This is a genomic window from Rhizobium sp. SAFR-030 (assembly GCF_059415005.1).
Genome location: NZ_JBPFDO010000002.1, coordinates 235,492 through 258,897, shown reverse-complemented (window position 1 = coordinate 258,897; position 23,406 = coordinate 235,492). Strand labels below are relative to the sequence as shown.

At 64.0% G+C, this 23,406-nt stretch carries 20 protein-coding genes; 7 read left to right on the top strand and 13 right to left on the bottom strand.

Annotated elements, in window-relative coordinates; genetic code table 11:
* Window positions 1–52: 52 nt before the first annotated feature.
* From ACR65N_RS06945 to ACR65N_RS06905, 9 genes are all read right to left on the bottom strand, one after another.
* The gene (locus tag ACR65N_RS06945; protein WP_440456346.1) at window positions 53–958 is read right to left on the bottom strand and encodes a LysR family transcriptional regulator; all 906 of its coding nucleotides are present in this window, start codon (window positions 956–958) and stop codon (window positions 53–55) included.
* A gap of 102 nt (window positions 959–1,060) precedes the next feature.
* Window positions 1,061–2,794, bottom strand: coding sequence for a M14 family metallopeptidase (locus ACR65N_RS06940; protein WP_440456345.1), 1,734 nt, complete (start codon window positions 2,792–2,794; stop codon window positions 1,061–1,063).
* 6 nt (window positions 2,795–2,800) lie between these two features.
* Entirely contained in the window at window positions 2,801–3,649 is an 849-nt protein-coding gene (locus ACR65N_RS06935) for an ABC transporter permease (RefSeq protein WP_430306772.1), read from the bottom strand.
* Between the two features lie 6 nt (window positions 3,650–3,655).
* Window positions 3,656–4,579, bottom strand: a complete 924-nt coding sequence (locus ACR65N_RS06930; RefSeq protein WP_440456344.1) for an ABC transporter permease — start codon at window positions 4,577–4,579, stop codon at window positions 3,656–3,658.
* A 62-nt stretch (window positions 4,580–4,641) separates the two neighbouring features.
* Window positions 4,642–6,177 carry an ABC transporter substrate-binding protein gene (locus ACR65N_RS06925; protein WP_430306770.1) on the bottom strand — a complete coding sequence of 512 codons (1,536 nt, stop codon included), beginning with the start codon at window positions 6,175–6,177 and terminating at the stop codon, window positions 4,642–4,644.
* Window positions 6,178–6,220: 43 nt separating this feature from the next.
* Complete coding sequence (locus ACR65N_RS06920) at window positions 6,221–8,062, bottom strand: ABC transporter ATP-binding protein (protein WP_440456343.1); 1,842 nt, start codon at window positions 8,060–8,062, stop codon at window positions 6,221–6,223.
* Window positions 8,059–9,843: an acetyl/propionyl/methylcrotonyl-CoA carboxylase subunit alpha gene (locus tag ACR65N_RS06915; RefSeq protein WP_440456342.1), complete on the bottom strand. Its 1,785-nt coding sequence runs from the start codon at window positions 9,841–9,843 to the stop codon at window positions 8,059–8,061. Before ACR65N_RS06915 ends, ACR65N_RS06920 begins: the two co-directional genes overlap by 4 nt.
* Entirely contained in the window at window positions 9,840–11,444 is a 1,605-nt protein-coding gene (locus ACR65N_RS06910; RefSeq protein WP_440456341.1) for a 5-oxoprolinase subunit B/C family protein, read from the bottom strand. Before ACR65N_RS06910 ends, ACR65N_RS06915 begins: the two co-directional genes overlap by 4 nt.
* A 44-nt stretch (window positions 11,445–11,488) precedes the next feature.
* Complete coding sequence (locus ACR65N_RS06905) at window positions 11,489–12,256, bottom strand: LamB/YcsF family protein (RefSeq protein ID WP_440456340.1); 768 nt, start codon at window positions 12,254–12,256, stop codon at window positions 11,489–11,491.
* A 334-nt stretch (window positions 12,257–12,590) separates the two neighbouring features.
* On the opposite strand from ACR65N_RS06905, the gene ACR65N_RS06900 reads away from it, so the two are divergent.
* Entirely contained in the window at window positions 12,591–13,232 is a 642-nt protein-coding gene (locus ACR65N_RS06900) for a GntR family transcriptional regulator (RefSeq protein WP_440456784.1), read from the top strand.
* 149 nt (window positions 13,233–13,381) lie between these two features.
* Here the strand turns inward: ACR65N_RS06900 and ACR65N_RS06895 are convergent, their stop codons facing one another.
* Complete coding sequence (locus ACR65N_RS06895; protein ID WP_440456339.1) at window positions 13,382–13,900, bottom strand: Dps family protein; 519 nt, start codon at window positions 13,898–13,900, stop codon at window positions 13,382–13,384.
* A 366-nt stretch (window positions 13,901–14,266) separates the two neighbouring features.
* On the opposite strand from ACR65N_RS06895, the gene ACR65N_RS06890 reads away from it, so the two are divergent.
* The 6 genes from ACR65N_RS06890 to ftsZ all read left to right on the top strand — a co-directional run bounded on the left by ACR65N_RS06890 (window position 14,267) and on the right by ftsZ (window position 20,228).
* Window positions 14,267–15,862 (top strand): sensor histidine kinase, encoded by a 1,596-nt coding sequence (locus tag ACR65N_RS06890; RefSeq protein ID WP_440456338.1) that lies wholly within the window; start codon window positions 14,267–14,269, stop codon window positions 15,860–15,862.
* A complete protein-coding gene (locus tag ACR65N_RS06885) occupies window positions 15,855–16,511 on the top strand; it encodes a response regulator transcription factor (RefSeq protein WP_440456337.1) in 657 nt (218 codons plus the stop codon). Before ACR65N_RS06890 ends, ACR65N_RS06885 begins: the two co-directional genes overlap by 8 nt.
* Window positions 16,512–16,614: 103 nt before the next feature.
* Window positions 16,615–17,007, top strand: a complete 393-nt coding sequence (locus tag ACR65N_RS06880) for a response regulator transcription factor (RefSeq protein WP_430306763.1) — start codon at window positions 16,615–16,617, stop codon at window positions 17,005–17,007.
* 2 nt (window positions 17,008–17,009) lie between these two features.
* Window positions 17,010–17,312: a UBP-type zinc finger domain-containing protein gene (locus tag ACR65N_RS06875; RefSeq protein WP_440456336.1), complete on the top strand. Its 303-nt coding sequence runs from the start codon at window positions 17,010–17,012 to the stop codon at window positions 17,310–17,312.
* Between the two features lie 57 nt (window positions 17,313–17,369).
* Window positions 17,370–19,115, top strand: a complete 1,746-nt coding sequence (locus tag ACR65N_RS06870; RefSeq protein WP_440456335.1) for an FAD-dependent oxidoreductase — start codon at window positions 17,370–17,372, stop codon at window positions 19,113–19,115.
* Window positions 19,116–19,250: 135 nt separating this feature from the next.
* Window positions 19,251–20,228 (top strand): cell division protein FtsZ, encoded by a 978-nt coding sequence (gene ftsZ / locus ACR65N_RS06865; RefSeq protein WP_440456334.1) that lies wholly within the window; start codon window positions 19,251–19,253, stop codon window positions 20,226–20,228.
* 13 nt (window positions 20,229–20,241) lie between these two features.
* On the opposite strand, the gene ACR65N_RS06860 is transcribed toward ftsZ, so the two are convergent.
* The 3 genes from ACR65N_RS06860 to ACR65N_RS06850 form a co-directional block, all read right to left on the bottom strand.
* Window positions 20,242–21,486 (bottom strand): NAD(P)/FAD-dependent oxidoreductase, encoded by a 1,245-nt coding sequence (locus ACR65N_RS06860; protein ID WP_440456333.1) that lies wholly within the window; start codon window positions 21,484–21,486, stop codon window positions 20,242–20,244.
* Between the two features lie 89 nt (window positions 21,487–21,575).
* Window positions 21,576–22,538, bottom strand: a complete 963-nt coding sequence (locus tag ACR65N_RS06855) for a dihydrodipicolinate synthase family protein (protein WP_440456332.1) — start codon at window positions 22,536–22,538, stop codon at window positions 21,576–21,578.
* Window positions 22,539–22,642: 104 nt separating this feature from the next.
* On the bottom strand, window positions 22,643–23,347 hold the full coding sequence (locus ACR65N_RS06850) for a GntR family transcriptional regulator (protein WP_440456331.1): 705 nt from the start codon (window positions 23,345–23,347) through the stop codon (window positions 22,643–22,645).
* Window positions 23,348–23,406 lie beyond the last annotated feature (59 nt).

Sequence of the window (23,406 nt, the reverse complement as noted above, 5' to 3'; positions counted from 1 at the left end):
GAGAGCAGAGCGAACTCGTTCTGGCATCGCGCAGCGAAGGTAGAGTGTTGAATCAGGAAGCCTTCTGGGAAAGTTGGATCTGGCGCTTCAGCGCATTGCTCAAGGCCTGGGCGGCAATCGACAGCGGTACGCCGGCGGCGCGGGCCAGACCGAACTCCTGCGTCGCACTGGGCGCGAACGGCCGCTGGACGACCGGCAGGTGACGGTAGAGGTTGGCATAGAAGCTGCTGATGATCGTCACCCCCAGCCCGTGCGCGACGTAGGAACAGGCCGAGCTGTTGGTATGCGTCTCGATCTTGACCATCTGCTTGACACCGGCGCGCTTGAAGGTCTGGTCGAGCGACATGCGGTTGGGGCGCTGGCGGCCGATGAGGATCAGCGGCACGTTGCGCAGGTTCTTCGCTGAGATTTCCTCCAGCTCGGCAAGTGGGTGGTCCTGTGGCACGACGCAGACGCTGACACCGCTTGCCACCTTCTCGACCGCGATGCCGGGGCCGGTCTCACCCTCCATGCGCAGGAAGCCGATGTCGATCACCCGCTCTTCCACAAGCCTGTTGATCGCCGTGGTTGTCTCGAAGAAGGTCTCGATCCTGACGCCGGGGAAATCCCGGACATAGTCGACCAGCATGCCCGGCGCAAAGTTCTCCCACATGCTGCTCGGCAGACCGATCCGGACGATCTCGGGGCCGGCGGCACCGTTGCGCAGATCCTCTGCATGGCCCGACATCCGGTCGACGGCGAGCAGCACGTTTTCCGCATCGCTGGCGAGAAGCGCTGCCTCGGGCGTGGGGATGAGCCGACCCTTTTCGCGGGCAAACAGCGTCAGCGCGAGATCGGTCTCCAACTGGGCAAGCAGCCTGCTTACCCCCGACTGGCTGAGCCCCATAGCCTTGGCGGTGGCAATCGTCGAACCGGTCGAGAGAAGCGTGCGCAACACTTCCAGCTGCTTGATATTCATCGTCCCCGCCACTTCGATAACCGCCCGCTCCTGCCAACGCTCCTAGGCTATCGGCAGAAGCGGCTCAAGGGCAATCGGGTCCGCTACAGCAGCAGGAAGAGTTCAGGCGACCATGTCGCCGACCAGTTCCTGCCAGGCCGCATAGGCAGAGAGAACGGTTTCCATCTGCGCCGTGTGACCGGTGACGAAGTCGTCCCCGTAGATCGTCTCATCGGGATATTCGGTTATCAGGGTCATCGGCACGGTGTGCCGGTCGTCGACGGAGGACAGGCAGGGGAAGCCGTTGATAATACGGAACCCCGTCTCGCCGGCATGGATCTCGTAGAGCGCGATCTGCCGGTTGTTGTAGTCCAGGAGGCCGGGAATGGCGCTCAAGTGACGTGTCACCTTGTCGAGCAGGCTTTCTGCCTGCTCCGTCCAGCCCTGATGATGCCGGACGATCAGGAAGAAACCCTTCGGCAGGGTCCACATCGCGAAATTGCGCGGCACGTAGCCCGACAGCGGCCGTGTCCATTCGTGCGACGGGTAGCCGTGCAGGTTGACGTGCAGTTGCGCGCCGCTCAGATCCTGCGCCTTGAAGCGGATTTCCTTCTCGTTCAGATGGCTGCCGGAGTTCTCGGCGGTCCGGTATTCGAGATCGTCACCCAGCGCCGTGTAGCGCGCAGCATGGTGCATGTGGCGCGGATTGTCGACGCGAAGCCGCTGATGGATCGCGTAGCCGTCCGGGTTTTCGAGCGGCGAGATGGTGAAGTGCGCGCCCTCGCGCTTCGACAGCGTCCGCGCCGCGCGAAGTGCTCCGACGACTCCCGTCGTCTCGTTCGGGTGCTGGCCGCCGCTGATCATGACCGCCGCATCGCTGCCGGCAACATAGCGCGCTGAAAGCTGACGGCCGGAGCGCGAGCGCGCCTGGAATTCCTCGCCGCCGATTTCGACCAGCAGGCTTGCCACCTGGCCCGCCGCCAGTGGTTCACTGGCAGCATCGACCGCCTGGTCGCGACCATCGAGGAAGCCGGTGGTCAGGGCGCGGGTTTCAATTCGGATCGAGATCTCGCCCTGACTGCTGACAATCTCCGGGACGATCTGCCCAGGCTTCAGACCCCTGTCACCCAGCGGACGGCCGGACTTCTTCTGGAAGAATTCGAGCAGCGAGAAGTAGAAATCCTCGTGCAGCGCCTCGCGCAGGCTGACCACCTCGTCACCGACCGGCAGCGGCTCATCTGCGGCCGGATAGGCCGCGCGAATGTTGAGTTCCTCGAAATACGGTTCTTCCGCACCCCAGTCATGCGCCGCGACCGCATCGATCGCCGCACGGAACAGCTGTTCGTAATCGGTTTCCAGCCGCTGACCGGTCGTTTCACCCACCTGACAAATCCAGCCGGTCGGCGAGACATTCGTTTCGCCGACCGCATCGGTGTGGACTCGGTTCGGCGCCAGCACGGTCAGTGTTTCGGTCTGTCCGGCGCGGGTCAGCACCACCTCGTAGAAGAAGCCATCGTCCTCGCGCGCCACGAAGTCGATCGTCGCGTCGCCGACCATGGCTGCCAGCGGATAGGCTTCGAGACGGAAACGGTTGGCCGGCGCGTTTGCATGGACCGGGTAGCGGATCTCGATGCGCTCGACACCGGAAAGATCGATATCCTCGAGGAACACGAAGAGCAGCGGCTTGTAGGCGCTGCGAATTCGCGCCTCGACGCCCTTTTCCTTCAGGCGCCGTTCCGCATCGCGCCGGCTGCGTGTGTCGTCGAAGGTCCAGGCCTCGAACGGCTGCCCGGGAACGGCTTGCGCGACGAGCGCATCGAGGCTGCGCGCGAAGGACTGTTCGAAGATCATGCTCATGTCGGATTACCTTGATGTTCTGCCGGTCGGATCGAGGCTGTCGCGCAACCAGTCACCGAGAAGGTTCAGGCCGAGGACCGTCAACAGGATCGCAAGGCCTGGGAAGACGCTGACCCACCAGGCCGTCTGCAGGTAGGTCCGCCCGTCGGCCAGCATGCCGCCCCAGCTCGGGATGGTCGGATCGACGCCGAGGCCGAGGAAGGTCAGGCTGCTTTCGAGCAGAATGTTGTTGGCGACGTTCAGCGTCATCAGCACGATCACCGGTCCGATGAGGTTCGGAAGCAGGTGCTGGAGGATGATGCGCCAGTCTTTCACCCCGATCGCACGGGCCGACAGGATGAACTCGCGCTCACGCAAAGTGAGCACCGAGCCGCGTACCAGCCGCGCATACTGCACCCACTGCGAGACGATCAGCAGGATGATGGTGTTGGTCAGACTGCCGCCCACGATGGCGATGAAGGTGATCGCCAGCAGGATGAACGGCATGGCGAGCTGCAGATCGGCAAACCGCATGACCAGCATGTCCCAGAAGCCGCGGTAGTAGCCGGCGATCAGACCCATCGCGACGCCGAAGACGACGGCGCCGATAACCGAGGTGAAGCCGACCAGCAGCGAGATCTTGCCGCCGGCGACGACGCGCGCCAGCACGTCGCGGCCGAGCGGATCGGTGCCGAACGGGAAAGCCGGGTTGGTGAACGGCTTCACCAGACGCGCCATCAGATTGATCTTGTCGGCGCCGCCCGGAAACAGGACGTCAGAGAGCAGCACGGCAAGGCAGATGACGACGGTCAGTGTTGCGCCGAGAACAAATTCGAGGCTCGCGAAGCGCGACAGGCGGGAGGTCTTGGTGGCCATCGTCGGTTACTCCGTCCGAATGCGCGGGTCGACCAGCCCGTAGGCAATATCGACCAGGAGGTTGATGCCGACGATCATCAGCGACAGCACGGTGATGACGGCTTGGAGCACCGGAAAATCCCGGGCACCGACGGCATCGAAGGCGAGCGTTCCCATGCCCGGCCAGTTGAAGACACGCTCGACGACAACGATACCGCCGAGCAGGCCGCCGAACTGCAGGCCGAAATAGGTGATCAACGGAATGGCGCAGTTGCGCAGCGCATGCTTGTAGAGAACCTTGCTTTCGCTCAGGCCCTTGGCGCGCGCCACCATGATGTATTGCGACTGCAGCGTATCCAGCATCGCAGTGCGCACCAGCCGCACATTGGTGGCAGTCAGGATGACGCCCATGGTGATTGCCGGCATGACATAGCTCGCAATGCCCGACATGCCGCTCGGCGGCAGCCAGCCGAGGGTGATGGCAAGCAGCAGCACCAGCATCGTAGCCAGCCAGAAATTCGGAAACGACAGGCCGATGAGCGAAAAGATGCGGATGATCTGATCGGCAGCCTTGCCGCGCGATGTCGCCGCCTTGATGCCGAGCGGGATCGACAGGACAATCGAGACGACCATCGAGATGAAGGCGAGGACCAGGGTTGCGGGAAGCGCGCTCTGGATCAAAAGCGAGACCGGCGTGCCGCCCGAAAAGCTGCGGCCGAAATCGAAGACGACCAGTCCCTTGAGGAAGTTCCAGTACTGGACGATGAACGGCTGGTCGGTGCCGAGCGCTGCCCGGATGCGCGCCAGATCGTCCTCCGTCATCGAGCCGCCGCCCTGGAACATGGTGACCGCAGGGTCGCCCGTCAGGCGGATGGCGAACGACACGATGAGCGTGATGGCGATGACGACGAAGATCGCCTGGAGCAGTCGCTTGATGAGAAAACCGGCCACTTGTCTGTCCTTGAGGTGATCGGGTGCCGCCCGGCTGGCGGGCGGCACCGTTGCCCTGGTGCTTACTCTACGGTGACGTTCGTCAGCTTCATGCGGTTGTCCGGGGGCGCGATGAAGCCCTTGACCCGCTTGTTGATGCCGAAGATGGCGTTGGTGTTGTAGAGCGGCAGTTCGAGAGCCCGTTCCGACGCATAGGCGGCGACCTGCTTGAGGATCTTCTCGCGCTCGGCGCGATCCGTCAGCGGACGCTGCGATTCCAGCAGCTTGTCGAGCGTCTCGTCCTTGTCGTAGGGGTTCCACTTCTCGCCCGAGTGGTACATCGAATACGCCGTGTTGTCGTAGTCGAAGGTCCAGCCGCCCCACTTCTGCTGGAACATCGCGCCGGTCTTGCCCTGCGGGATGATGTCGTTCAGCAGAACGTTGGTCTCGTAGGGCTTGATGGTGGCGGTGATACCGACCATCGACAGGTAGCTGGAGATCACCTGTGCCACTTCGTTCATCGTCGCGTCATTGCCGCGGATGTCGATCTGCAGCGTCGTGCCAGCCTTGACGCCGGCTTCCGCGAGCAGCTTCTTGGCGCCTTCCGGATCGAAGGGGATTGCCTTCAGGTCGGCATCGTAGCCGAACGACAGGGCGCTCTGGAAGCTGGTGATCTCGGAGGCCTGGCCGGCGAGGATCGACTGGACGATCGTGGCGCGGTCGACTGCCATGATGATCGCCTTGCGGACCTTCGGATCGGCTGTCACGCCATCGCGGGTGTTGAAGCGCAGGGCATCCACCGTCGGGCCGGGAACGCTGAGGATCTCCAGCTTGCTGTCGCCCTGGATCACCGGCAGCATGCCGATCGGGATGGTCGGCGGGATGACCAGATCGACACGGCCGGCCTGGAGTTCGGCAACCGCGGTCGCCGGCTCGGCGATGAAGCGGTATTCGAGTTCGGAAAGCTTCGGTGCGCCTTCGAAGTAGTCGGCGTTGGCCTCGAGCTTGATGTTCACCTTAGGCGCGTAGGACACGAACTTGAACGGGCCGGTGCCGACCGGGTTGAGGTTGAAGTTGTCCTCGCCCTTCTCCTGGATGTACTTCGGCGGCACGATCATGCCGCCGTAGCCGGCAAGCTTGGTCAGCAGGACCGGATCCGGCGCCTTCAGCTTCAGGTCGACCGTGTAGTCGTCGATGACTTCGACGCTCTCGATGGCGATATAGTTGGATCGCTGCGGACCCTTGGCACCCTGTTCGCCGAGCAGGCGCTCGAAGGTGAACTTGACGGCAGCCGCGTTGAAGGGCTCGCCATTGTGGAACTTGACGTTCTGGCGCAGCTTGAAGCGGATGCGCTTGCCTTCGTCCAGTTCCTCCCAGCTTTCGGCAAGTCCCGGCACCAGCTTCAGGTCCGGGCCGCGATAGGTCAGACCGTCGAAGATATTGGTGGCGACAGCCGCCCACTGGACGAGAAACGTATCGATCGGATCCCAGCTGCCCGGATCCTGCGGGCTGGAAATCGTCATCTTGCCGGCAGCGAATGCCGGAGCCGACGTGAAGGCTGCGCCCGAAAGAGCAAGCGCCATCAGCGTCGCGTTCAGTCCCCGTGTGATTCTTGTCATTGACCTGTTCCTCTTCAGATAGATGCGATTTTTTCGCTGGTTTTCAGGCGCTCTTCGCAACGAAGTGGCCTGGATTGATTTCCTCGTGCACGAGAATGGCTGGCTCGTCGCCGACGCGGCGCACCGGATTGGGGATCTCGCCCTCGATCATCTCGGACTGGCGAGCAACGGTCGGATCGGCGACCGGCACTGCCGACAGAAGCCGGCGCGTATAATCATGGGCAGGCGTTTCGAAGACCTGCCGGCGCGTGCCGAGTTCCATGATCTGACCGAGAAAGAGCACGGCGACGCGGTGGCTCATCTTCTCGACCACCGCCATGTCGTGGCTGATGAACAGGTAGGCGAGCCCACGCTCCGCCTGCAGGTCCATGAACAGATTGATGATCTGGGCCTGGATCGACACGTCGAGCGCCGACAGCGCCTCGTCGGCGATGATCAGCTTCGGATCCGACGCCAGAGCCCTTGCGATGCAGACGCGCTGCCGCTGGCCTCCGGAGAACTCGTGCGGATAGCGTGTCGCGACGTCGGAGGTCAGCCCGACGCGCTCCAGCAGTTCGTCGACGCGGCGGCGGACGGCCTTTGCGTCGGAGATCAGGCTGTGGGTGTTGATCGGTTCGGCGATCGAAAATCCGACGGTCTTGCGCGGATCGAGCGAGGCGAACGGATCCTGGAAGATGTACTGGACTTCCTGGCGCATCCGGAACCGCTCGGCAGCGGACATCGACGAGAAGCTGCGGCCATTGAAGGCGATATCGCCGGACATCGCCGACTGCAGCTGCTGGATCGTCCGGCCGATCGTCGACTTGCCGGAGCCGCTTTCGCCGACCAGCGCCAGCGTTTCACCCGGGTGGATGTCGAAGCTGACCTTCTGGACGGCGCTGAGACGATGGGTCGCCTTGCCGAACAGGTTCTTCTTGATGTCGAAGCGGACGAACAGGTCCTTCACGGACAAGAGCGGCGTCGCGCCCTGCTTGACCGTGTCCTGGACCCGCTCCTCGCCGACAGTTACCGGCTGACCGTTTTCGAGCACGGTCAACGGAAGACGCTTGGGGAATGCCTCGCCGGTCATGCTACCGAGTTTCGGAACAGCCGACAGCAAGGCGCGCGTGTAGGGATGCTGCGGATTGGCGAAGATGTCGCGGACCGGTCCGTCCTCGACTTTCTTGCCCTTCCACATGACGACCACGTCGTCGGCCATTTCCGCGACCACGCCCATGTCGTGGGTGATGAAGATCATGCCCATTCCGAGCGTCTTCTGCAGGTCGCGCATGATGGTGAGGATCTGCGCCTGGATGGTCACGTCGAGCGCCGTTGTCGGCTCGTCGGCGATCAGCAGCTTTGGCCGGCAGGCAAGCGCCATGGCGATCATCACTCGCTGCCGCATGCCGCCCGACAGCTGGTGCGGATAACGGGTCAGAAGTTCGGAGGAATCGGGCAGCCGCACCATGTCGAGCAGCCGTCCGGCTTCAGCTGTCGCTGCGGACTTGTTCATCTTCTCGTGCAGCATCAGAACTTCGCAGATCTGGTCGCCGATGGTGAAGACCGGGTTGAGCGAGGTCATCGGCTCCTGGAAGATCATCGCGATCTCCTTGCCGCGCACCGAGCGCATTTCCTTCTGCGACGTCGTCAGCAGGTCTCGGCCGCCGAACCGGATCTGTCCGCTCGCGTAGCGGGCGCCCATCATGTCGGCGAGCCGCATGGTGGACAGCGAGGTCACCGACTTGCCGGAGCCGGATTCGCCGACGATCGCGACCGTCTTGCCCGGTTCGACCACAAATGACAGATCATCGACGACGCGGCTGGTGCCGAACTCGACGCTCAGCCCTTCGACCGACAGAAGCGGCTCCGTGCCGTTGACGGGGCGGTTGTCCATCGGGCTGCTCATGCTTGGGTCTCCGGCTTAGGCATTGCCGCTGTGTCTGTTCTAACCGTACCGTGCGGGCTTTTGATCTGGGCAAGGACGGCGCCGGCACTCTGCGAGGAGCCCGAGGCAGCGAGGATGGAAACGATGCCGGAGCAAGGTGCGGTCACGGGCGTCTCCATCTTCATCACATCCATGATCGCCAGCACCTCGCCGGCGGAAACGGCAGCGCCGTCTTCGACATTCCACTGCACGAGCATTCCGGGCACCGGCGCCAGCACGGCACCTGCTTCGTTCGCGACGTCCGTGTTCTTCGGCTGCAACGTCTGACCAGGCAGCTGCCCGATCAGGCGCAGGAACGTCTGCGGAATGCCAAGTTCGACGCGCTTGCCATCGATTTCGACGTAGCCGCGCATCAAGCCGGCGCCCTCGGCCTGTGCCGGTCGGGCCGCCGCCTCCAGCGTCTCGGCAAAATCGGTCTCGATCCATCGGGTGTGGACGCGGAAGTCGCTGCCGCAGAAATCGTCATGCTGCAGCACCGCCCGGTGGAACGGCAGGACCGATGGCACGCCTTCGATCCTGCATTCGCCGAGCGCACGGCGCGCACGGGCGATCGCCTGGTCGCGGGTGGCGCCCCAGACGATCAGCTTGGCGGCCAGCGAATCGAACATCGGCGGGATGGCCGAGCCAGTGGTCACGCCGCTGTCCAGACGCACGCCCGGTCCCGAGGGCGGAGCGAACGTGGTGATGTCGCCCGAGGACGGCAGGAAGCCTCGGCCGGGGTCTTCCATGTTGATACGGAACTCGATCGCATGGCCGCGCGGTTCGGGCGTATGCGTGACGCTGATTGGCAACCCTTCGGCGATACGGAACTGTTCGACGACGAGATCGAGGCCGGTCGTCTCCTCGGTCACCGGATGCTCCACCTGCAGGCGCGTGTTGACCTCAAGGAAGGAGATCACACCATCGGCGCTCAACAGGAACTCCACCGTGCCCGCACCGGTATAGCGGGCCGCAGCGCAGATATCGTGGGATGCCTGGTGGATCGTCCGACGCTGTTCGTCGGACAGGAAAGGCGCAGGTGCTTCCTCGACGAGCTTCTGATTGCGCCGCTGCAGCGAGCAATCGCGTGTGCCCACGACCAGAATATTGCCGAGGCGGTCCGCCAGCACCTGCGCCTCGATGTGCCGCGGGCGGTCAAGAAACTGCTCGACGTAACATTCCCCACGGCCGAAGGCAGCCAGCGCCTCACGCGTCGCAGATTCAAAGAGGTCCTCGACCTCATCGAGCTGACGCGCGATCTTCAAACCACGCCCGCCGCCGCCATGCGCCGCCTTGATGGCGATCGGCAGGCCGAACGTGCGGGCGAATTCCAAAGCCTCGGCAGACGAAGAGATCGCCCCGTCGCTGCCGGCGACCAGCGGCGCGCCAACCGTCTGGGCAATCTCGCGCGCCTTCAGCTTGTCTCCCAGCGCCTCGATCACCTGGCTGTCAGGCCCGATCCAGATCAGCCCAGCATCGACCACGGCCTCTGCAAACTCCGCGCGTTCGGACAGGAAGCCGTAGCCGGGATGCACGGCATCGGCGCCGGATCGTCTTGCGACGGCGATCAGCTTGTCGATGTCGAGATAGGTCTCCCGGGCGCTCGTTCCGTTCAAAGCATAGGCTTCGTCCGCCTGCGCCACGAACAGTGCGTCAGCATCGGCATCGGCGTAAACGGCGACCGAGGTTAGACCATAATCCTTGCAGGCCCGGATGATCCTGACCGCGATCTCGCCGCGGTTTGCTATCAGAACCTTCTTCATGTCTGCTTTCCTGGAATGATGCGGGGGGCGAAGCGGCTGATCGCATTGAAACGGATGCTTGCGCCGACGGGGACCTGGCCGGCGAGATCAAGATGATGACCGGCAACATTGGCGATGACAGGATAGCCGCCGGTCAGCGGGTGGTCGGCGAGGAACAGCACCGGCTGGCCGCTGGCTGGCACCTGCAGCGCGCCGCGCACCGTCGCCTCGCTCGGCAATTCGCTGGTGATCGATCGTTCCAGTGCGTGGCCGGAAAGACGGATGCCGACCCGGCTCGACTGCGGAGTTACCGACCATTTCTGTGACAGGAAGCTATCGACTGCCTGCTCGGTGAACCAGTCGGTGCGCGGCCCCATCACGATGTCGAGCATGACGGTCTGACCCGTCCGTGGCATGTCGAAGGCCGGCAGCATGTCGGGTGCCACCATCGAGCCTGTTGGTGCCCGGCGAATGCTGATCAGCGCGCCGGCGCCGATTGCTGCCGGGCCGATCTGTGCCAGCGTGTCGGTCGCGGCACTGCCGAGCACCGGCGCAACCTGGAAACCACCGCACACCGCCAGATAGGAACGCATCCCGCCGACCGGGCTTGAAAGCGCCACGACGTCCCCATCGTCAAGCGCAACGGCCTGGTTGATCGGTGCGGAGAACTGTCGGCCGTCTGCGCCGGTAACGGTGATCGTTGTCGTGGCACCCGTGACGCCAATGACGGCGCGCCCGTGCATGCGAAAGCGCAACCCGCCAAGGGTGACTTCCAACGCAGCGGCATCGAGCACATTGCCGACGAGCCGGTTGGCGGCTTTGAAACTCGTGCGATCCAGCGCGCCCGACACGCTGATGCCCTGGCTCGCCTGTCCCGCCCGGCCAAGATCCTGGAACAGGACCGGCAGACCGACGGAGAGGATCTCCATGGCCGCGGCGCCTTGATCGGCTCCGACGTTAGCTGCCGCCACTGCCGCCTTGAGCGGGCTGACGACCTCGTAGGCCTTGTCAGCCGATATATCGCGGAAGCGCACGCGGCTGCCCGGCTGCAGAAGCGATGCCGGCTCGCGGTTGATGTCGAACATGGCGAGCGGCGTGGTGCCGATCAACTGCCAGCCGCCGGGGCTCGCCTTGGGGTAGATGCCGCTGAATTCGCCGGCGAGGCCGACGGCGCCGGCCGGCACCTGAATGCGCGGCGATGTCCGGCGCGGAACCCTGAGACGCGGTTCGCCGACGGAAAGATAGGCGAAGCCCGGCGCAAAACCGGTGAAGGCGGCAACAAATTCGCTTTCGCAATGAAGGCGGACGACCTCATCTGCTGTCACGCCCAGCATGGCTGCAACCTCGGAAAGGTCTTCACCATCGTACCGCACCGGTATCTCGACCAGCGGCCCGGAGGCCGATTTGCGGTCTCCACCGGCGCGGTCTGCGAGTGCCCGTTCCAGCGCCTCCCCGGACAGAATTGTCGGGTCGAAGGAAATCAGCAGCGTACGCGCCGCCGGAATGATTTCGCGAATACCGGCGATCGGGTGGTTTTCGAACGCGTCGTAGAGTGCCAGCGCCTCGGCCAGATCCGCCAGTTCGACGAGCACGATGCCTGTGCGCACCGGCAGGATGCGCATCGACGTGTCTCGGGTTGTAGCGGGGGTGATGGCCTGCATGAGCGTCAGAGCGTCGCGGTAAACGGCCGGATGTCCAGACCGGACTGTTCCAGCAGCGCCCGCAGGCGCTTTGCGATTGCGACCGCACCGGGGCTATCGCCATGGACACAGATCGACTGCGCATCGATCTTCGTCAGGGTGCCGTCGATCGCCTCGATGACGCCATCGCGTGCCATGCGCAGCATCCGTGCGGCGACGAGGTCCGGATCGTGGAGCACAGCCCCTTCTTCGCGGCGCGAGACGAGATGGCCCTCGGCCGTATAGGCACGGTCGGCAAAGGCTTCTGCGACGACCGTCAAGCCTGCGGCGCGCGCCTGCTCGACCAGTTGCGAACCGGCCAGCGCCATCAGCACCAGCGACGCATCGACGGCGCGGATTGCGGCAATCACGTCATTTGCCTGGCGGGTGTCGACGGCGATCGTGTTGTAGAGCGCACCATGCGGCTTGACATAGGTGACGCGCGTGCCGGCAGCCTTGGCAAGCCCCTGCAGCGCACCGATCTGATAGATGACGTCGCCGATCAGCTCGTCGCTCGTCGGGTCCATGTTGCGCCGACCGAAACCGGCGAGGTCGCGGTAGCCGACATGCGCCCCGACGGCGACGCCGCGCTCGGCGGCCGCCCGCAGTGTCTTCAGGATGCCTGCCGGATCACCCGCGTGAAAGCCGCAGGCGACATTGGCGCTGCTGACGACATCGAGCATGGCTGCATCGTCGCCCATCTTCCAGGGTCCGAAGCTCTCGCCCAGATCGCTATTGAGATCGATTGACCGCATGTCTGCACCAGCATTCTCTAATGTGTCAGTGAAGCTAGCAAACACGGACAATCGTGTCCATAGTGTTGAACAATTTATAGCTTCTGCTCCACAATTCGGCAAACGCCCGTTAGATGTGCACAGCGCGAGACTGACTCGGAAAAGGGCGCCGCGCAATCACTGGGCGGGTGGCAATTGCCGCCCGCTTGAGGCACAAGCTATCTGACGCGGGCGACTGCCGCGCACGCACAGGGGAACGGGATTGGTCGGCGCAGCGAACGGACGGGACGGCGAAGCAAGATCCGCGGGCAGACGCGAAGCCGGCGGCACCGGTACGTCGCGCGCCTCGGAACCGGTGCAGACACTGGCCGAAACAGTTTCCCAGCGCATCCGCGATAAGGTCATTTCCGGCATGCTGACCCCCGGCAGCCACTTGTCGGAGCAGGCGCTGAGCGACGAGCTGCAGGTGTCGCGCAATACTCTGCGCGAAGTGTTTCGGCTGCTCACCAAGGAAGGGCTGCTGCGCTACGAAGCCAATCGCGGCGTCTTCGTCTCGACGCCGAGCATGGCGACGATCATCGACATCTACCGGGTGCGACGCAGCATCGAATGCCCAACCTTGGCGCAGGCGCATCCGCTGCATCCGGGCGTCTCGCGCATGCGCGCAGCCGTGGAGGACGCCAAGCTTCGCCGCGATGCCAAGGATTGGCTGGGCGTCGGCAGCGCCGATATCGCCTTTCATGCAGCCATCGTCGAACTGGCCGACAGCCCACGTCTTTCCGGCTTTTATGCGCAGATCTCTCTCGAACTGCGGCTGGTCTTCGGGCTGTTGCGCGATCCCGAGTTTCTGCATGGCCCGTTCATCGACCAGAACCGCGAGATCCTTGCAGAACTGGAAGCCGGCAAGGCAGCAGAGGCGGCACAGATGCTCGAAGCCTACCTGCTGCGGGCTGAGCGTTTCATCCTCGGCGCCTATACGCGGCTTACTGATCGCTGAGACGCAGCCGGAAGCGCCTCAGCTTCGGGTTTCTTATATTTCTATCAAGATGTCGCAGATCGAACGGCACGCCGCGATCTGGGATGACCGATTTGATCGTGAAGCGAAGCCGTTGGCTCCGCCTCGCTATCCTCGCAGGACCGCCTCGCCTATTCGCTGTCGCGCAGCGTTTCGAAGAGGAACCAGGTCCGCCGTTCGGTTTCGTCGATCCAGACTTCGATGAGGCTGGTGGTCGCGACGTCGTTGTGCTCCTCGCACACCTCGTGGGCCTGGCGCAGGAAGCCGATCAGTTGGCGGTTGTCGTCCTTCAGTTCGGCCAGCATGTCGCGCGGCGTGACGAACTCGGCGTCGTTGTCCAGCAGGCGCTGCAGCCGGCTGATGTGGCCGATGGAACGGATCGTCGTGCCGCCGATCTTGCGGGAGCGCTCGGCGATGGCATCGGTCATCGCGAAGATCTGGTCGCCCTGTTCATCGAGCAGGAGGTGATAATCGCGAAAATGCCTGCCGCTCATGTGCCAATGGAAGTTCTTCGTCTTCAGGTAGAGGGCGAAGGTATCGGCGAGCAGCGCGGCAAGCGCGCCGGCGATATCCGCCGTTGCATTGGCTCCCAGATCGGTCGGGGTGGCAAGATCGGCCTTGCGGCGCTTTTCGACGACTGTGCGGTCCATTGTGGTTTCTCCTGGTTAGGTCTGGTGATCGGTGCGGCGTTTGTTGGTCGGCGGGTGAACGGGTCGATCCTCCGGACGATCAGCGGCATGGCGTCGCCTTCTGTCCGGCTTCCCCATGAAACTAGGCGCGGGCGACGACGGCGAAAATTCAATGCTCGTCTATGAGAGGCTATACTTCAGCACAGGTTGCCTACTCCCAGATGCGACGTGAGGCTTGAACGTACCGACTGAACCGCCACGCAACGAGCCCGAGCGGACCGGCGGCAGCCCCCACAAACCTTGGTATAGGTTCCCGCAGGGATCATGTGCTTTATTCTGCCAAGATCCGACGGATACCGGACAGCACGTCGACGGGGGAACAGAAGAATGGAGCCGCTGCGCTTATTGAAGCCGGCCGCCGGGATCGACGGGGCCGCCGCCTCGCGACGCAGTCGTGCCGTCGCAGGGCTGGCATTCATCCTGGCTGTCACGGTCTTCTGGGTCGATGCATTCACCACCATCGAGAGCGCCATCGCCGTGCTTTACGTCATCGTGCTGCTGCTATCGGCGGAAGCCTTGACGACGCGCGGCATCTGGCTGACCACGGCTGCATGCCTGATCCTCACACTGTCAGCCTACGTGATCGGCCACGGCCTCGCCTATGACCTGCCGGCGCTGCTGCGTCTGGCCGTGTCGCTGGCGGCACTGTTCATCACCCGCGCACTGATCTTTCGCAACGACATGTTCCGCAGCGAGTTGCTGGCTTCCAACGCCGCCCTCAGCGACAGCGAACGCCGCTACCGGTCGATCTTCGAGGAGAGCCGCGTGGCGCTCTGGGAGCGGGATTACTCCGCCGTCCGCACGTTGCTGATGCGGCTGAAGTCGAGCGGCATCGTCAACCTGAAGCAACATGTGACGCGGCATCCCGCGGTCATACAGGATTGCATCAACCTGATCCGAACGGTCGCTGCCAATGAGGCGGCGCGGACGCTGTTCGGGGATCTCACCGCCGATCTCGGCGAGCTGCCCATGCGGCGTTACCTGACGCCGGACGACGCGACCTTCATCGATCTTCTGGCGGCGATCTTCGAGGAGCACGCGCATTTCGAGGGCAAAGGTCACCTGATCACCAGCGACGGCCAGAAGCGCCTGGTGCTCATCAGCATGAGCTTTCCGGAAGATCGGTCCGCCTTCAACCGCATCATCGTCGGCATGGTCGATATCACCGCACGGGAAATGACGCAGAAGGCGCTGCTGGAAGCGCAGGCGGAGCTGACACGGGCTTCACGGGCGGCAACAGTCGGTGCGCTGTCCGCCTCGCTTGCGCACGAACTCAACCAGCCGCTGGCAGCGCTGGTGCTGAATGCCCAGACCATGCTGCGCTGGATCAATCGTGAGACGCCGGATCTGGAGGCCGTCCGGCGGTCGGCCGAGCGGATGATCCGCGACAGCCAGAGAGCAAGCGACATCATTCACAACACCCGCTCCATGCTCTCGCACGAGCTTCGGGCGCCGGAGCCCGTCAACCTGCCGGACCTGATTGCCGAGACGAAGGCCCTCATGGAACACGATCTCAACCGCGAGGGTGTGACCTTCGAGGCGCACTGCGCGCAGGCTGCGGATATGGTGGATGCGGTCCGCATCGAGCTTCAGCAGGTGCTCATCAACCTCATTACCAACGGCATCCAGGCGATGAGCGGTACCGACCTTGCCGAACGCCGGTTGCTGGTCTCCACTCAACGACGCGACGACGGCTTCATCAGCATATGCGTGCGCGACTTTGGTCCCGGCATCGGCGAGGATGTCATGCCCCGGCTGTTCGCGCCGTTCTTCACCACCAAGCCGACCGGCATGGGCATGGGCCTGTCCATCTGCAGGAGCACGATGGAAGCCCGCGGCGGCGAGCTGCTGGCACGCAATCATCCGGACGGCGGCGCCGTCTTCGACATGCTGATCCCAACCCAGGAGGCCGCCCGTGGCTGAGCCGAAAATCGCAAGAAAGCCCGTAGCGACCGGACCGGTGGTCTATGTGGTCGACGACGACCAGTCGATGCGCGAGGCACTGACCGACCTCTTCAGTTCGATGAAGATGGAGGTCATGCCCTTTGAGAGCGCCCAGGCGTTTCTCGACAAGGCCGACCTCGGCCGGCCCGGCTGTATCCTTCTCGATGTCCGGCTCCCGGGCCTGAGCGGCCTCGACTTCCAGAATTATCTGGAGCGAACGGGCAACAAGATGCCGATCATCTTCATGACCGGCTTCGGCGATATCCCGATGACTGTGCGGGCGATGAAGGCCGGCGCCGTGGACTTTCTGTCGAAGCCGTTCCGCGAACAGGACATTCTCGACGCGGTCTCGGTTGCCCTGGAGAGGGATGCGCGCAACCGGCAGGATCGTGCCGCATCGGATGCCGTGGCCGTGCTTGCCGCGACGCTGACGCCGCGCGAGCGGGAGGTCATGGGTGCCGTGGTCAAGGGATTGATGAACAAGCAGATCGCCTTTGCGCTCGGCATCAGCGAGATCACCGTGAAGCTTCACCGGGGAAATGTCATGCGCAAGATGGAAGCCCGCTCCGTCGCGGACCTGGTTCGCAAGGTGGAACTGCTCGACCCGTCCTCCCCGACGGTGGCCTGACGACCCTGCACATGAGAAGACCTAGACTCTAGTATGATACTTCGACCCTGCGCAGAGGCGCATAACGGCCGCAGATAGAACGATAACAGCAAGGCCAATACCCGTGTCATCCATTCCCCTCATCGCCATTGTCGATGACGACCAGGCCATGCGCGAGGCCCTGGACGATATGATCAAGTCGTGCGGTTACGACAGCCGGCTGTTCGTTTCGGCCGAGGAGTTTCTCGCCGACGAAGACCGGCGGGCGATCGACTGCATGCTGCTGGACGTCAAGATGCCTGGATTGACCGGGCTGGACCTCCAGGCCATCCTGAACGGCGAGGCGACAAAGCCGCCGATCATTTTCATGACATCCTACCGGGACGAGCGGACCCGTTCCGCGGCCATGGACGGCGGCGCACTCGCCTTTCTCGGCAAGCCGGTGGAGTTCGACAGACTGATCAAGGTTCTGGAAGATGCGCTGCGCGGACTTCCGCAGCGCCGAACAGGAGAATGAGCATGTCCGCCTGCACGCATGAGGGAACGATCCGCACCGTCACGCCCCGAACGCTCGGATGCGAGGAATGCCTTGATACCGGTCTAGAATGGTTCCACCTGCGCCTCTGCCGCGAATGCGGTCACGTGGGCTGCTGCGACCAGTCGATCGGCAAGCATGCCACAGCCCATTTCCATCAGACCCGGCATCCGATCATCGAGGGCTATGATCCGCCGGAAGGCTGGGGCTGGTGCTTCATCGACGAGACGATGGTCGACCTTCCCGACCAGACGCCGCAGCGTGGCCCTATCCCACGATATTACTGACCAGCAACATCACTGAACCTGCAGGCATCCTCTCGCGCCATTCCCGGAGAAGCGACCATGACCGACATCGGCTCACGCGACTACCAGATGTATCCGGCGCTCGACCAACGCCAGATCGACATCGCGACGCGGTTCGCGAGTGCCGGTCCCAGGCAGTTCGCGCCGGGAGAACTGGTATTCGACGTTGGCGACAGGAGCGCTCCGGCCTGGCTGGTGGTGCAGGGTTCGATGGATGTCTTTCGTCACGACGGCATGACGCGCACCGCAACCGTCACCACGCATGCCATCGGCCAGTTTTCCGGCGAGGTCAGCCAGCTGTCCGGCCGCCCGGCGCTTGCCGGCGCGCGGGCCGGCAGTGACGGATGCACGGCGCTTGCCTTCGACAGCGCCCATTTGCGCGCGCTCATCATTGGCTCGGCGGAACTCGGTGAGCTGATGATGCGCGCCTTTATTCTGCGACGTGTGGCCTTGATCGATCAGGGCGGCGCGGGATCCGTGCTGATCGGCACGCCCGGTAGTGCCGCGCTGACGCGCCTTGAAGGCTTTCTGCGAAGCAACGGCCACCCCTACATCGCGCTCGACGCAGCCTCCGACGACGAAGGTCGGGCGCTGATCGAGCGGCTCGGCATCGTGGCGACCGACCTGCCGCTGATGGTGTGCTCCAACGGCGACGTGATCAAGAACCCGACCGATGCGGAAGCCGCCTATTGCCTGGGGATCACGCCGGATCTGAAGGCCGACGCCACCTACGACGTCGCCATCGTCGGTGCCGGACCGGCCGGGCTCGCCGCCGCCGTCTACGCCGCCTCGGAAGGATTGAGCGTCATCATCCTCGACGAACGGTCCGCAGGCGGCCAAGCCGGCGCGTCAGCCCGGATAGAAAATTACCTGGGCTTCCCGACCGGCATTTCCGGACGAGCGCTCGCCGGACGCGCCTTCAATCAGGCGCTCAAGTTCGGTGCCGAACTCGTCGTGCCGGTCTCGGTAGAAGGCATCGTGCCGCCTTCACCGGATGCCGGAGGGCCTCCACTTCTGACGCTGAAGCTCTCAGGCGACCGCACAGTTCGGGCGCGGACGGTGATTGTCGCCTCGGGCGCCCGCTATCGGCGGCCGGCGATTGCCGGTATTCATCAGTTCGAGGGTTCGGGCATCTCCTACTGGGCGTCGCCGATCGAGGCGAAGCTGTGCGAGGGCGAGCAGATCGCGCTGGTCGGCGGCGGCAATTCCGCCGGACAGGCTGTGGCCTTTCTGGCACCGCAGGTGAGCAGACTGCATCTCGTGGTGCGCCGCAAGCTCGAGGAGACGATGTCCCATTATCTGATCGAGCGCATCGCCTCGCTTGCGAACGTCGAGCTGCATGTCGGGAGCGAGATCGTCCGTCTGGACGGCGACCGCCAGGACGGCTTGACCGGAGCCGTGATCCACGACCGCACGAACGGCAGCAAGACGCACCTGCCGCTGCGCCACATGTTCCTGTTCATCGGTGCCGACCCGAACACCGACTGGATCCGACCGCATGCCAAGACGGACGACAAGGGCTTCATCCTGACCGGGCGACCCTTCGCCGAGACGGCGTCCGCTCCCGAGCGTCCCGCCTTCCCGCTTGAGACATGCCTGCCGAACGTGTTTGCCATCGGCGACGTCCGATCGGACTCGACCAAACGGGTGGCAGCCGCCGTCGGCGAAGGGGCAGCCGTCGTCTCGCAGATCCATGCCGCCCTCCAGTTCATGAACCGGATGGCGGAGGTTCCGTCGCCGTCGACAGCGCCTGACCTGTCGCGAGAGGCCGTCCACGCCACCTGACGCCACTGCCGATCTTCGTCACGCAGGCAGAGTTTTTGCCGCCCCGGCTGTGCCTTGAAGCACACCTAGTGTACCACTCGATTCGCCGCGCTTCGCAGGATCGACAGCGCGCCAGGGCATAACAAGGAGACTGCAATGACCGACGCCAAGAGCGGCATTTCCGGACTACGGCCGCACATCACCGTCATCGGCGTCGGCGGCGGAGGCGGCAACGCGATCAACAACATGATCGCCGAGGATCTGCAGGGCGTCGAGTTCATCGCGGCAAATACCGATGCGCAGGTGCTTGCGACATCGAAGGCTTCACGGCGCATCCAGCTCGGCGCGCACGTCACCGAAGGTCTCGGTGCCGGCTCGCTTCCGGATGTCGGTCGCGCGGCCGCCGAAGAATCGATCGACGAAATTATGAACAACCTCGCCGGTTCGCACATGTGTTTCGTCACCGCCGGCATGGGTGGCGGAACGGGCACCGGCGCGGCGCCGGTCATTGCCCAGGCGGCACGTTCCGCCGGAATCCTGACGGTTGGCGTCGTCACCAAACCGTTCGCCTTCGAAGGCAACCGTCGCATGAAGACGGCCGAAGCCGGCATCGAGGCGCTGCGTCAGGCCGCCGACACGGTCATCGTCATTCCCAACCAGAACCTGTTCCGCATCGCCGATGCGAAGACAACCTTCTCGGACGCATTCATGACGGCCGACCGCGTGCTGTTTGCCGGCGTCGGCTGCATCACCGATCTGATCGTCAAGGAAGGCCTGATCAACCTCGACTTTGCGGACGTGAAATCAGTGATGCGCGGCATGGGACGCGCGATGATGGGCACCGGCGAGGCATCCGGCGAAGGCCGGGCGATGAAGGCGGCGGAAGCGGCGATCGCCAACCCATTGCTCGACGACATTTCCGTGCACGGCGCACGCGGCGTGCTGATCTCGATCTCCGGCGGCCTGGACATGACGCTGTTCGAAGTCGACGAGGCGGCAAGCCGCATCCGCGACGAGGTACAGGATGAAGCCGACATCGTCGTTGGAGCGATCTTCGACCGCAATCTCGACGGCCGGTTCCGGGTTTCGGTGGTTGCAACGGGTCTCGAAGGCGGCGGTTTGCCGTCCGCCTGAACCGGATTGCCGGTCAGCGGAAACGATCTGGCGCAAACGGCGCCAGATCGACAGGTGCCGGCCGGCCGCTCAGCATGTCGGCGACGATACGCGCCGTTCCCACCGATTGGGTCAGGCCCAGGTGGCCATGGCCGAATGCGTAGATGACGTTCGGCGTCGTGCTCGCGTGGCCGATGGCCGGCAGGCTGTCGGGCAGCGACGGCCGGAATCCCATCCACTGCGTCCCGCCCGTGGTCTCAAGGCCGGGCAGAAACGTCTTGGCCTTCTTCAACATGGCTTGCGAACGGGCGAAAGTCGGCGGCAGATCGAGACCGCCAAGTTCGACCGCCCCGCCGACGCGGATGCCGGTGGAGAGGCGGCTGACGACGAAGCCATGGCCGCCGAAGGTCACCTGCGTGCGCAAGTCAAAAGCGCCCGGCGGTAGCGTCGTGTTGTAGCCGCGCTCGGTCTCGAGCGGAATGGCGTCGCCCAGCGTCCGGGCGATACGGTGCGAGAAGGCGCCAGCAGACAGCACCACCCTTGCGGCATTGCGGACCTGTCCATCCGTGGAGACGATATCGACTCCGTCGGTTGCCGGCCGTAGCGCGCTGATGTCGGCAAGCTCGATCACCCCGCCGCGGGCACGGAAATGCTCCGCCAGCGCCAGCGTGTAGAGTTTCGGGTCGGCGATCGAAAACCAGCCCGGCGTAAACGTCCCGCGGGTGAAGCGCGGTGCGATCCCCGGCTGGATTGCCGCCATCTCGTCGGCGTTCATATGCCGGAATTCAACGCCGTGTCGCTGGCGCGCCTCCCACCCCGGAAGAGATGCGTCGAACTCCTCCTTGCTCTCGTAGACCTGCAGGGCGCCATCCTTGCGCAGCATCGGCAGCGTGCCGGTCTCGACGAGAAACGGTTCCAGTTCGGCCCGTGACAGATCCATCAATGACGTCTGTGCCGCCGTCGAGTGGGCAACGCGCGAGGGGGAGCAGGCCCGCCAGAAGCGGAACATCCAGGGCGCGATCTGCAGCGCGTAACGCGGCGGGATGGACAGCGGGCCAAGCGGATCGAGCAGCCACCTCGGTGCTTTCCTCAGGATGCCGGGCGAGGCCAGCGGCAGGATGTCGGTGAACGCAAACGCACCCGCATTGCCGGCCGAAGCGCCGGCTGCCGGACCTTCGCGGTCAATTACGGTAACGCTGAACCCGCGCATCTGCGCCGCGATCGCCGCCGAGAGGCCAACCACGCCTGCCCCGATGACGACGACATCCGACCTTGCCATTTCTCAGCGCCTTCATATTGCGCGACAACCGCGCATCATCAATCCTGATGCGGCAAAGCCCTCCGTCGGAGGGCTCTGCTTGTGGGATATCAGGCTTTGCAATCCTGCACGGCACCCGGCAGTTGGCTCCACTCGGCGTACCAGCTGTTGAACAGCTTGAACTGCGCTTCGACGTAGCCGCGCTGGCTTTCGCTCAGTTCGTCGGTCTCGTAAAAATTCAGCGCGTATTCCTGGTTGCCCTTCAGCACCATCATGTGCTTGAAATAGAGGACCAGATCCGGGCCCTCGTCGAAGGAAGACAGCACGCCGAGCGCTTCTTCCAGCTCCTTTGCACGCATGCGGGCATCGGCATTGCCGGTGGCGGCCGCCTGCGCAAGATTGCAGAGGTGCAGGACTTCCTTCGGCAGGACGTTGCCGATGCCGGTGATCGCGCCGGTGGCGCCGCAGTTGACGAAGCCGTGGAAGACGGCGGTGTCGACGCCGATCATCAGCGACACGTCGTCATCGCGGCTGGTGATGGTTTCCGCCGCATAGCGCATGTCTGCCGGACCGCCGAATTCCTTGAAGCCGACAAGGTTCGGATGCTCGGCGCGCAGCGCGAAGAACAGGTCGGCACGCGTGGCGAAACCGTAATAGGGGCTGTTGTAGATGACCGCTGGCAGGTCGGGCGCGGCCGACAGGATCGCCTTGAAATGAGCCTTCTGGGCGGCGATGACCGAGCCGCGCGACAGCACGCGCGGGATCACCATCAGCCCCTGTGCGCCGACCTTCTGGGCATGCGCGGCAAGTGCCACGGCCGAGGCCGAATTGATGGCGCCGGTGCCGACAATGACCGGCACGCCGGCTCCGACAAGCCGCTCGACGCCTTCCATCCGCTGCGCGTCGGTGAGCAGCGGCCAGTCCCCCATCGAGCCGCAATAGACAACGGCCGACATGCCGTTTGCGATCAACTGCCGGGCCTTCAACACCAGTGCATCGAAATCCGGTGTGCGATCCGGCTTGCACGGGGTCATCAGGGCCGGCACGACGCCGGAAAAGATCGCTGCTTTCATGTCGAGATCCTCGGGTACGGAATGGCGGGCGGCGGTCGCCTCGGCCTCTTGACCGGAAGACTACTCGATCTTCCGGTTTTGTCGACAAGAAAAATACAACGACTTCAGAGATCGATGTCGCTCGGGTCATTGCGTGTCAGCAGACGGCCGATCTGCTCGACGATCTGTTCGCCATGCGCCTTGCCGAGACGGTCGGCAAGGGTGACATCGCGCGCCTCGACAGCCGCGATGATCTCCTCGTGCTCCTCGACAAAACGCGGCGGAAGACGGTCCTCATAAGATTGGTAATAGAGGCGCAGCATGCGGCGCCCCTCGCCCAGCAATCGCTCGAAGAAGCCGGCATAGTAAGCGTTGCGGCCGGCAGCGGCGATGGCGGAATGGAATTCGACATTGGTGGCGATCATCGCCAGCGCGTCCTGCGCCTCTACGGCGGCGGTAAACGCCGCCTGATGCGAGCGGATGACCTGCAGATCCTGCGCGGTGTGATGCTGGGCCGCCAGCCTTGTGGTGACGCGGTACATGAGCACTAGCGCGTCAAAATAGGCCGGCATTCCGAGAAAATCGATGTTCGACACCATCGTCGAGCGATTGGGCAGCGTCTCGATCAGCCCCTCGCCCGCAAGACGCACAAGGGCCTCGCGGATCGGCGTCCGCGACATGCCGAACCGCGCCGCGAGCTGCACCTCGTCGACAGCGCTTCCCGGGGCGAGCTTGAGGTCGAGGATCTCATCGCGCAGAAGGTCGTAGACCAGCTTCACGCCGGATCCACGCTTGCGCTCCAGCATCTGGCCCGGATCACTGTGTGTCATCCCGCCCAATCCTCCTGTCGACATGATGCTTCCTGCCATAGCCGATCACGGCGGCATTG

Coding starts and splice junctions, on each gene's coding strand:
- ACR65N_RS06945 (WP_440456346.1), bottom strand. CDS start 958: ATGAATATCAAGCAGCTGGAAGTGTTGCGCACGCTTCTCTCGACCGGT.
- ACR65N_RS06940 (WP_440456345.1), bottom strand. CDS start 2,794: ATGAGCATGATCTTCGAACAGTCCTTCGCGCGCAGCCTCGATGCGCTC.
- ACR65N_RS06935 (WP_430306772.1), bottom strand. CDS start 3,649: ATGGCCACCAAGACCTCCCGCCTGTCGCGCTTCGCGAGCCTCGAATTT.
- ACR65N_RS06925 (WP_430306770.1), bottom strand. CDS start 6,177: ATGACAAGAATCACACGGGGACTGAACGCGACGCTGATGGCGCTTGCT.
- ACR65N_RS06920 (WP_440456343.1), bottom strand. CDS start 8,062: ATGAGCAGCCCGATGGACAACCGCCCCGTCAACGGCACGGAGCCGCTT.
- ACR65N_RS06915 (WP_440456342.1), bottom strand. CDS start 9,843: ATGAAGAAGGTTCTGATAGCAAACCGCGGCGAGATCGCGGTCAGGATC.
- ACR65N_RS06910 (WP_440456341.1), bottom strand. CDS start 11,444: ATGCGCATCCTGCCGGTGCGCACAGGCATCGTGCTCGTCGAACTGGCG.
- ACR65N_RS06905 (WP_440456340.1), bottom strand. CDS start 12,256: ATGCGGTCAATCGATCTCAATAGCGATCTGGGCGAGAGCTTCGGACCC.
- ACR65N_RS06895 (WP_440456339.1), bottom strand. CDS start 13,900: ATGGACCGCACAGTCGTCGAAAAGCGCCGCAAGGCCGATCTTGCCACC.
- ACR65N_RS06890 (WP_440456338.1), top strand. CDS start 14,267: ATGGAGCCGCTGCGCTTATTGAAGCCGGCCGCCGGGATCGACGGGGCC.
- ACR65N_RS06875 (WP_440456336.1), top strand. CDS start 17,010: ATGTCCGCCTGCACGCATGAGGGAACGATCCGCACCGTCACGCCCCGA.
- ACR65N_RS06870 (WP_440456335.1), top strand. CDS start 17,370: ATGACCGACATCGGCTCACGCGACTACCAGATGTATCCGGCGCTCGAC.
- ftsZ (WP_440456334.1), top strand. CDS start 19,251: ATGACCGACGCCAAGAGCGGCATTTCCGGACTACGGCCGCACATCACC.
- ACR65N_RS06860 (WP_440456333.1), bottom strand. CDS start 21,486: ATGGCAAGGTCGGATGTCGTCGTCATCGGGGCAGGCGTGGTTGGCCTC.
- ACR65N_RS06855 (WP_440456332.1), bottom strand. CDS start 22,538: ATGAAAGCAGCGATCTTTTCCGGCGTCGTGCCGGCCCTGATGACCCCG.
- ACR65N_RS06850 (WP_440456331.1), bottom strand. CDS start 23,347: ATGACACACAGTGATCCGGGCCAGATGCTGGAGCGCAAGCGTGGATCC.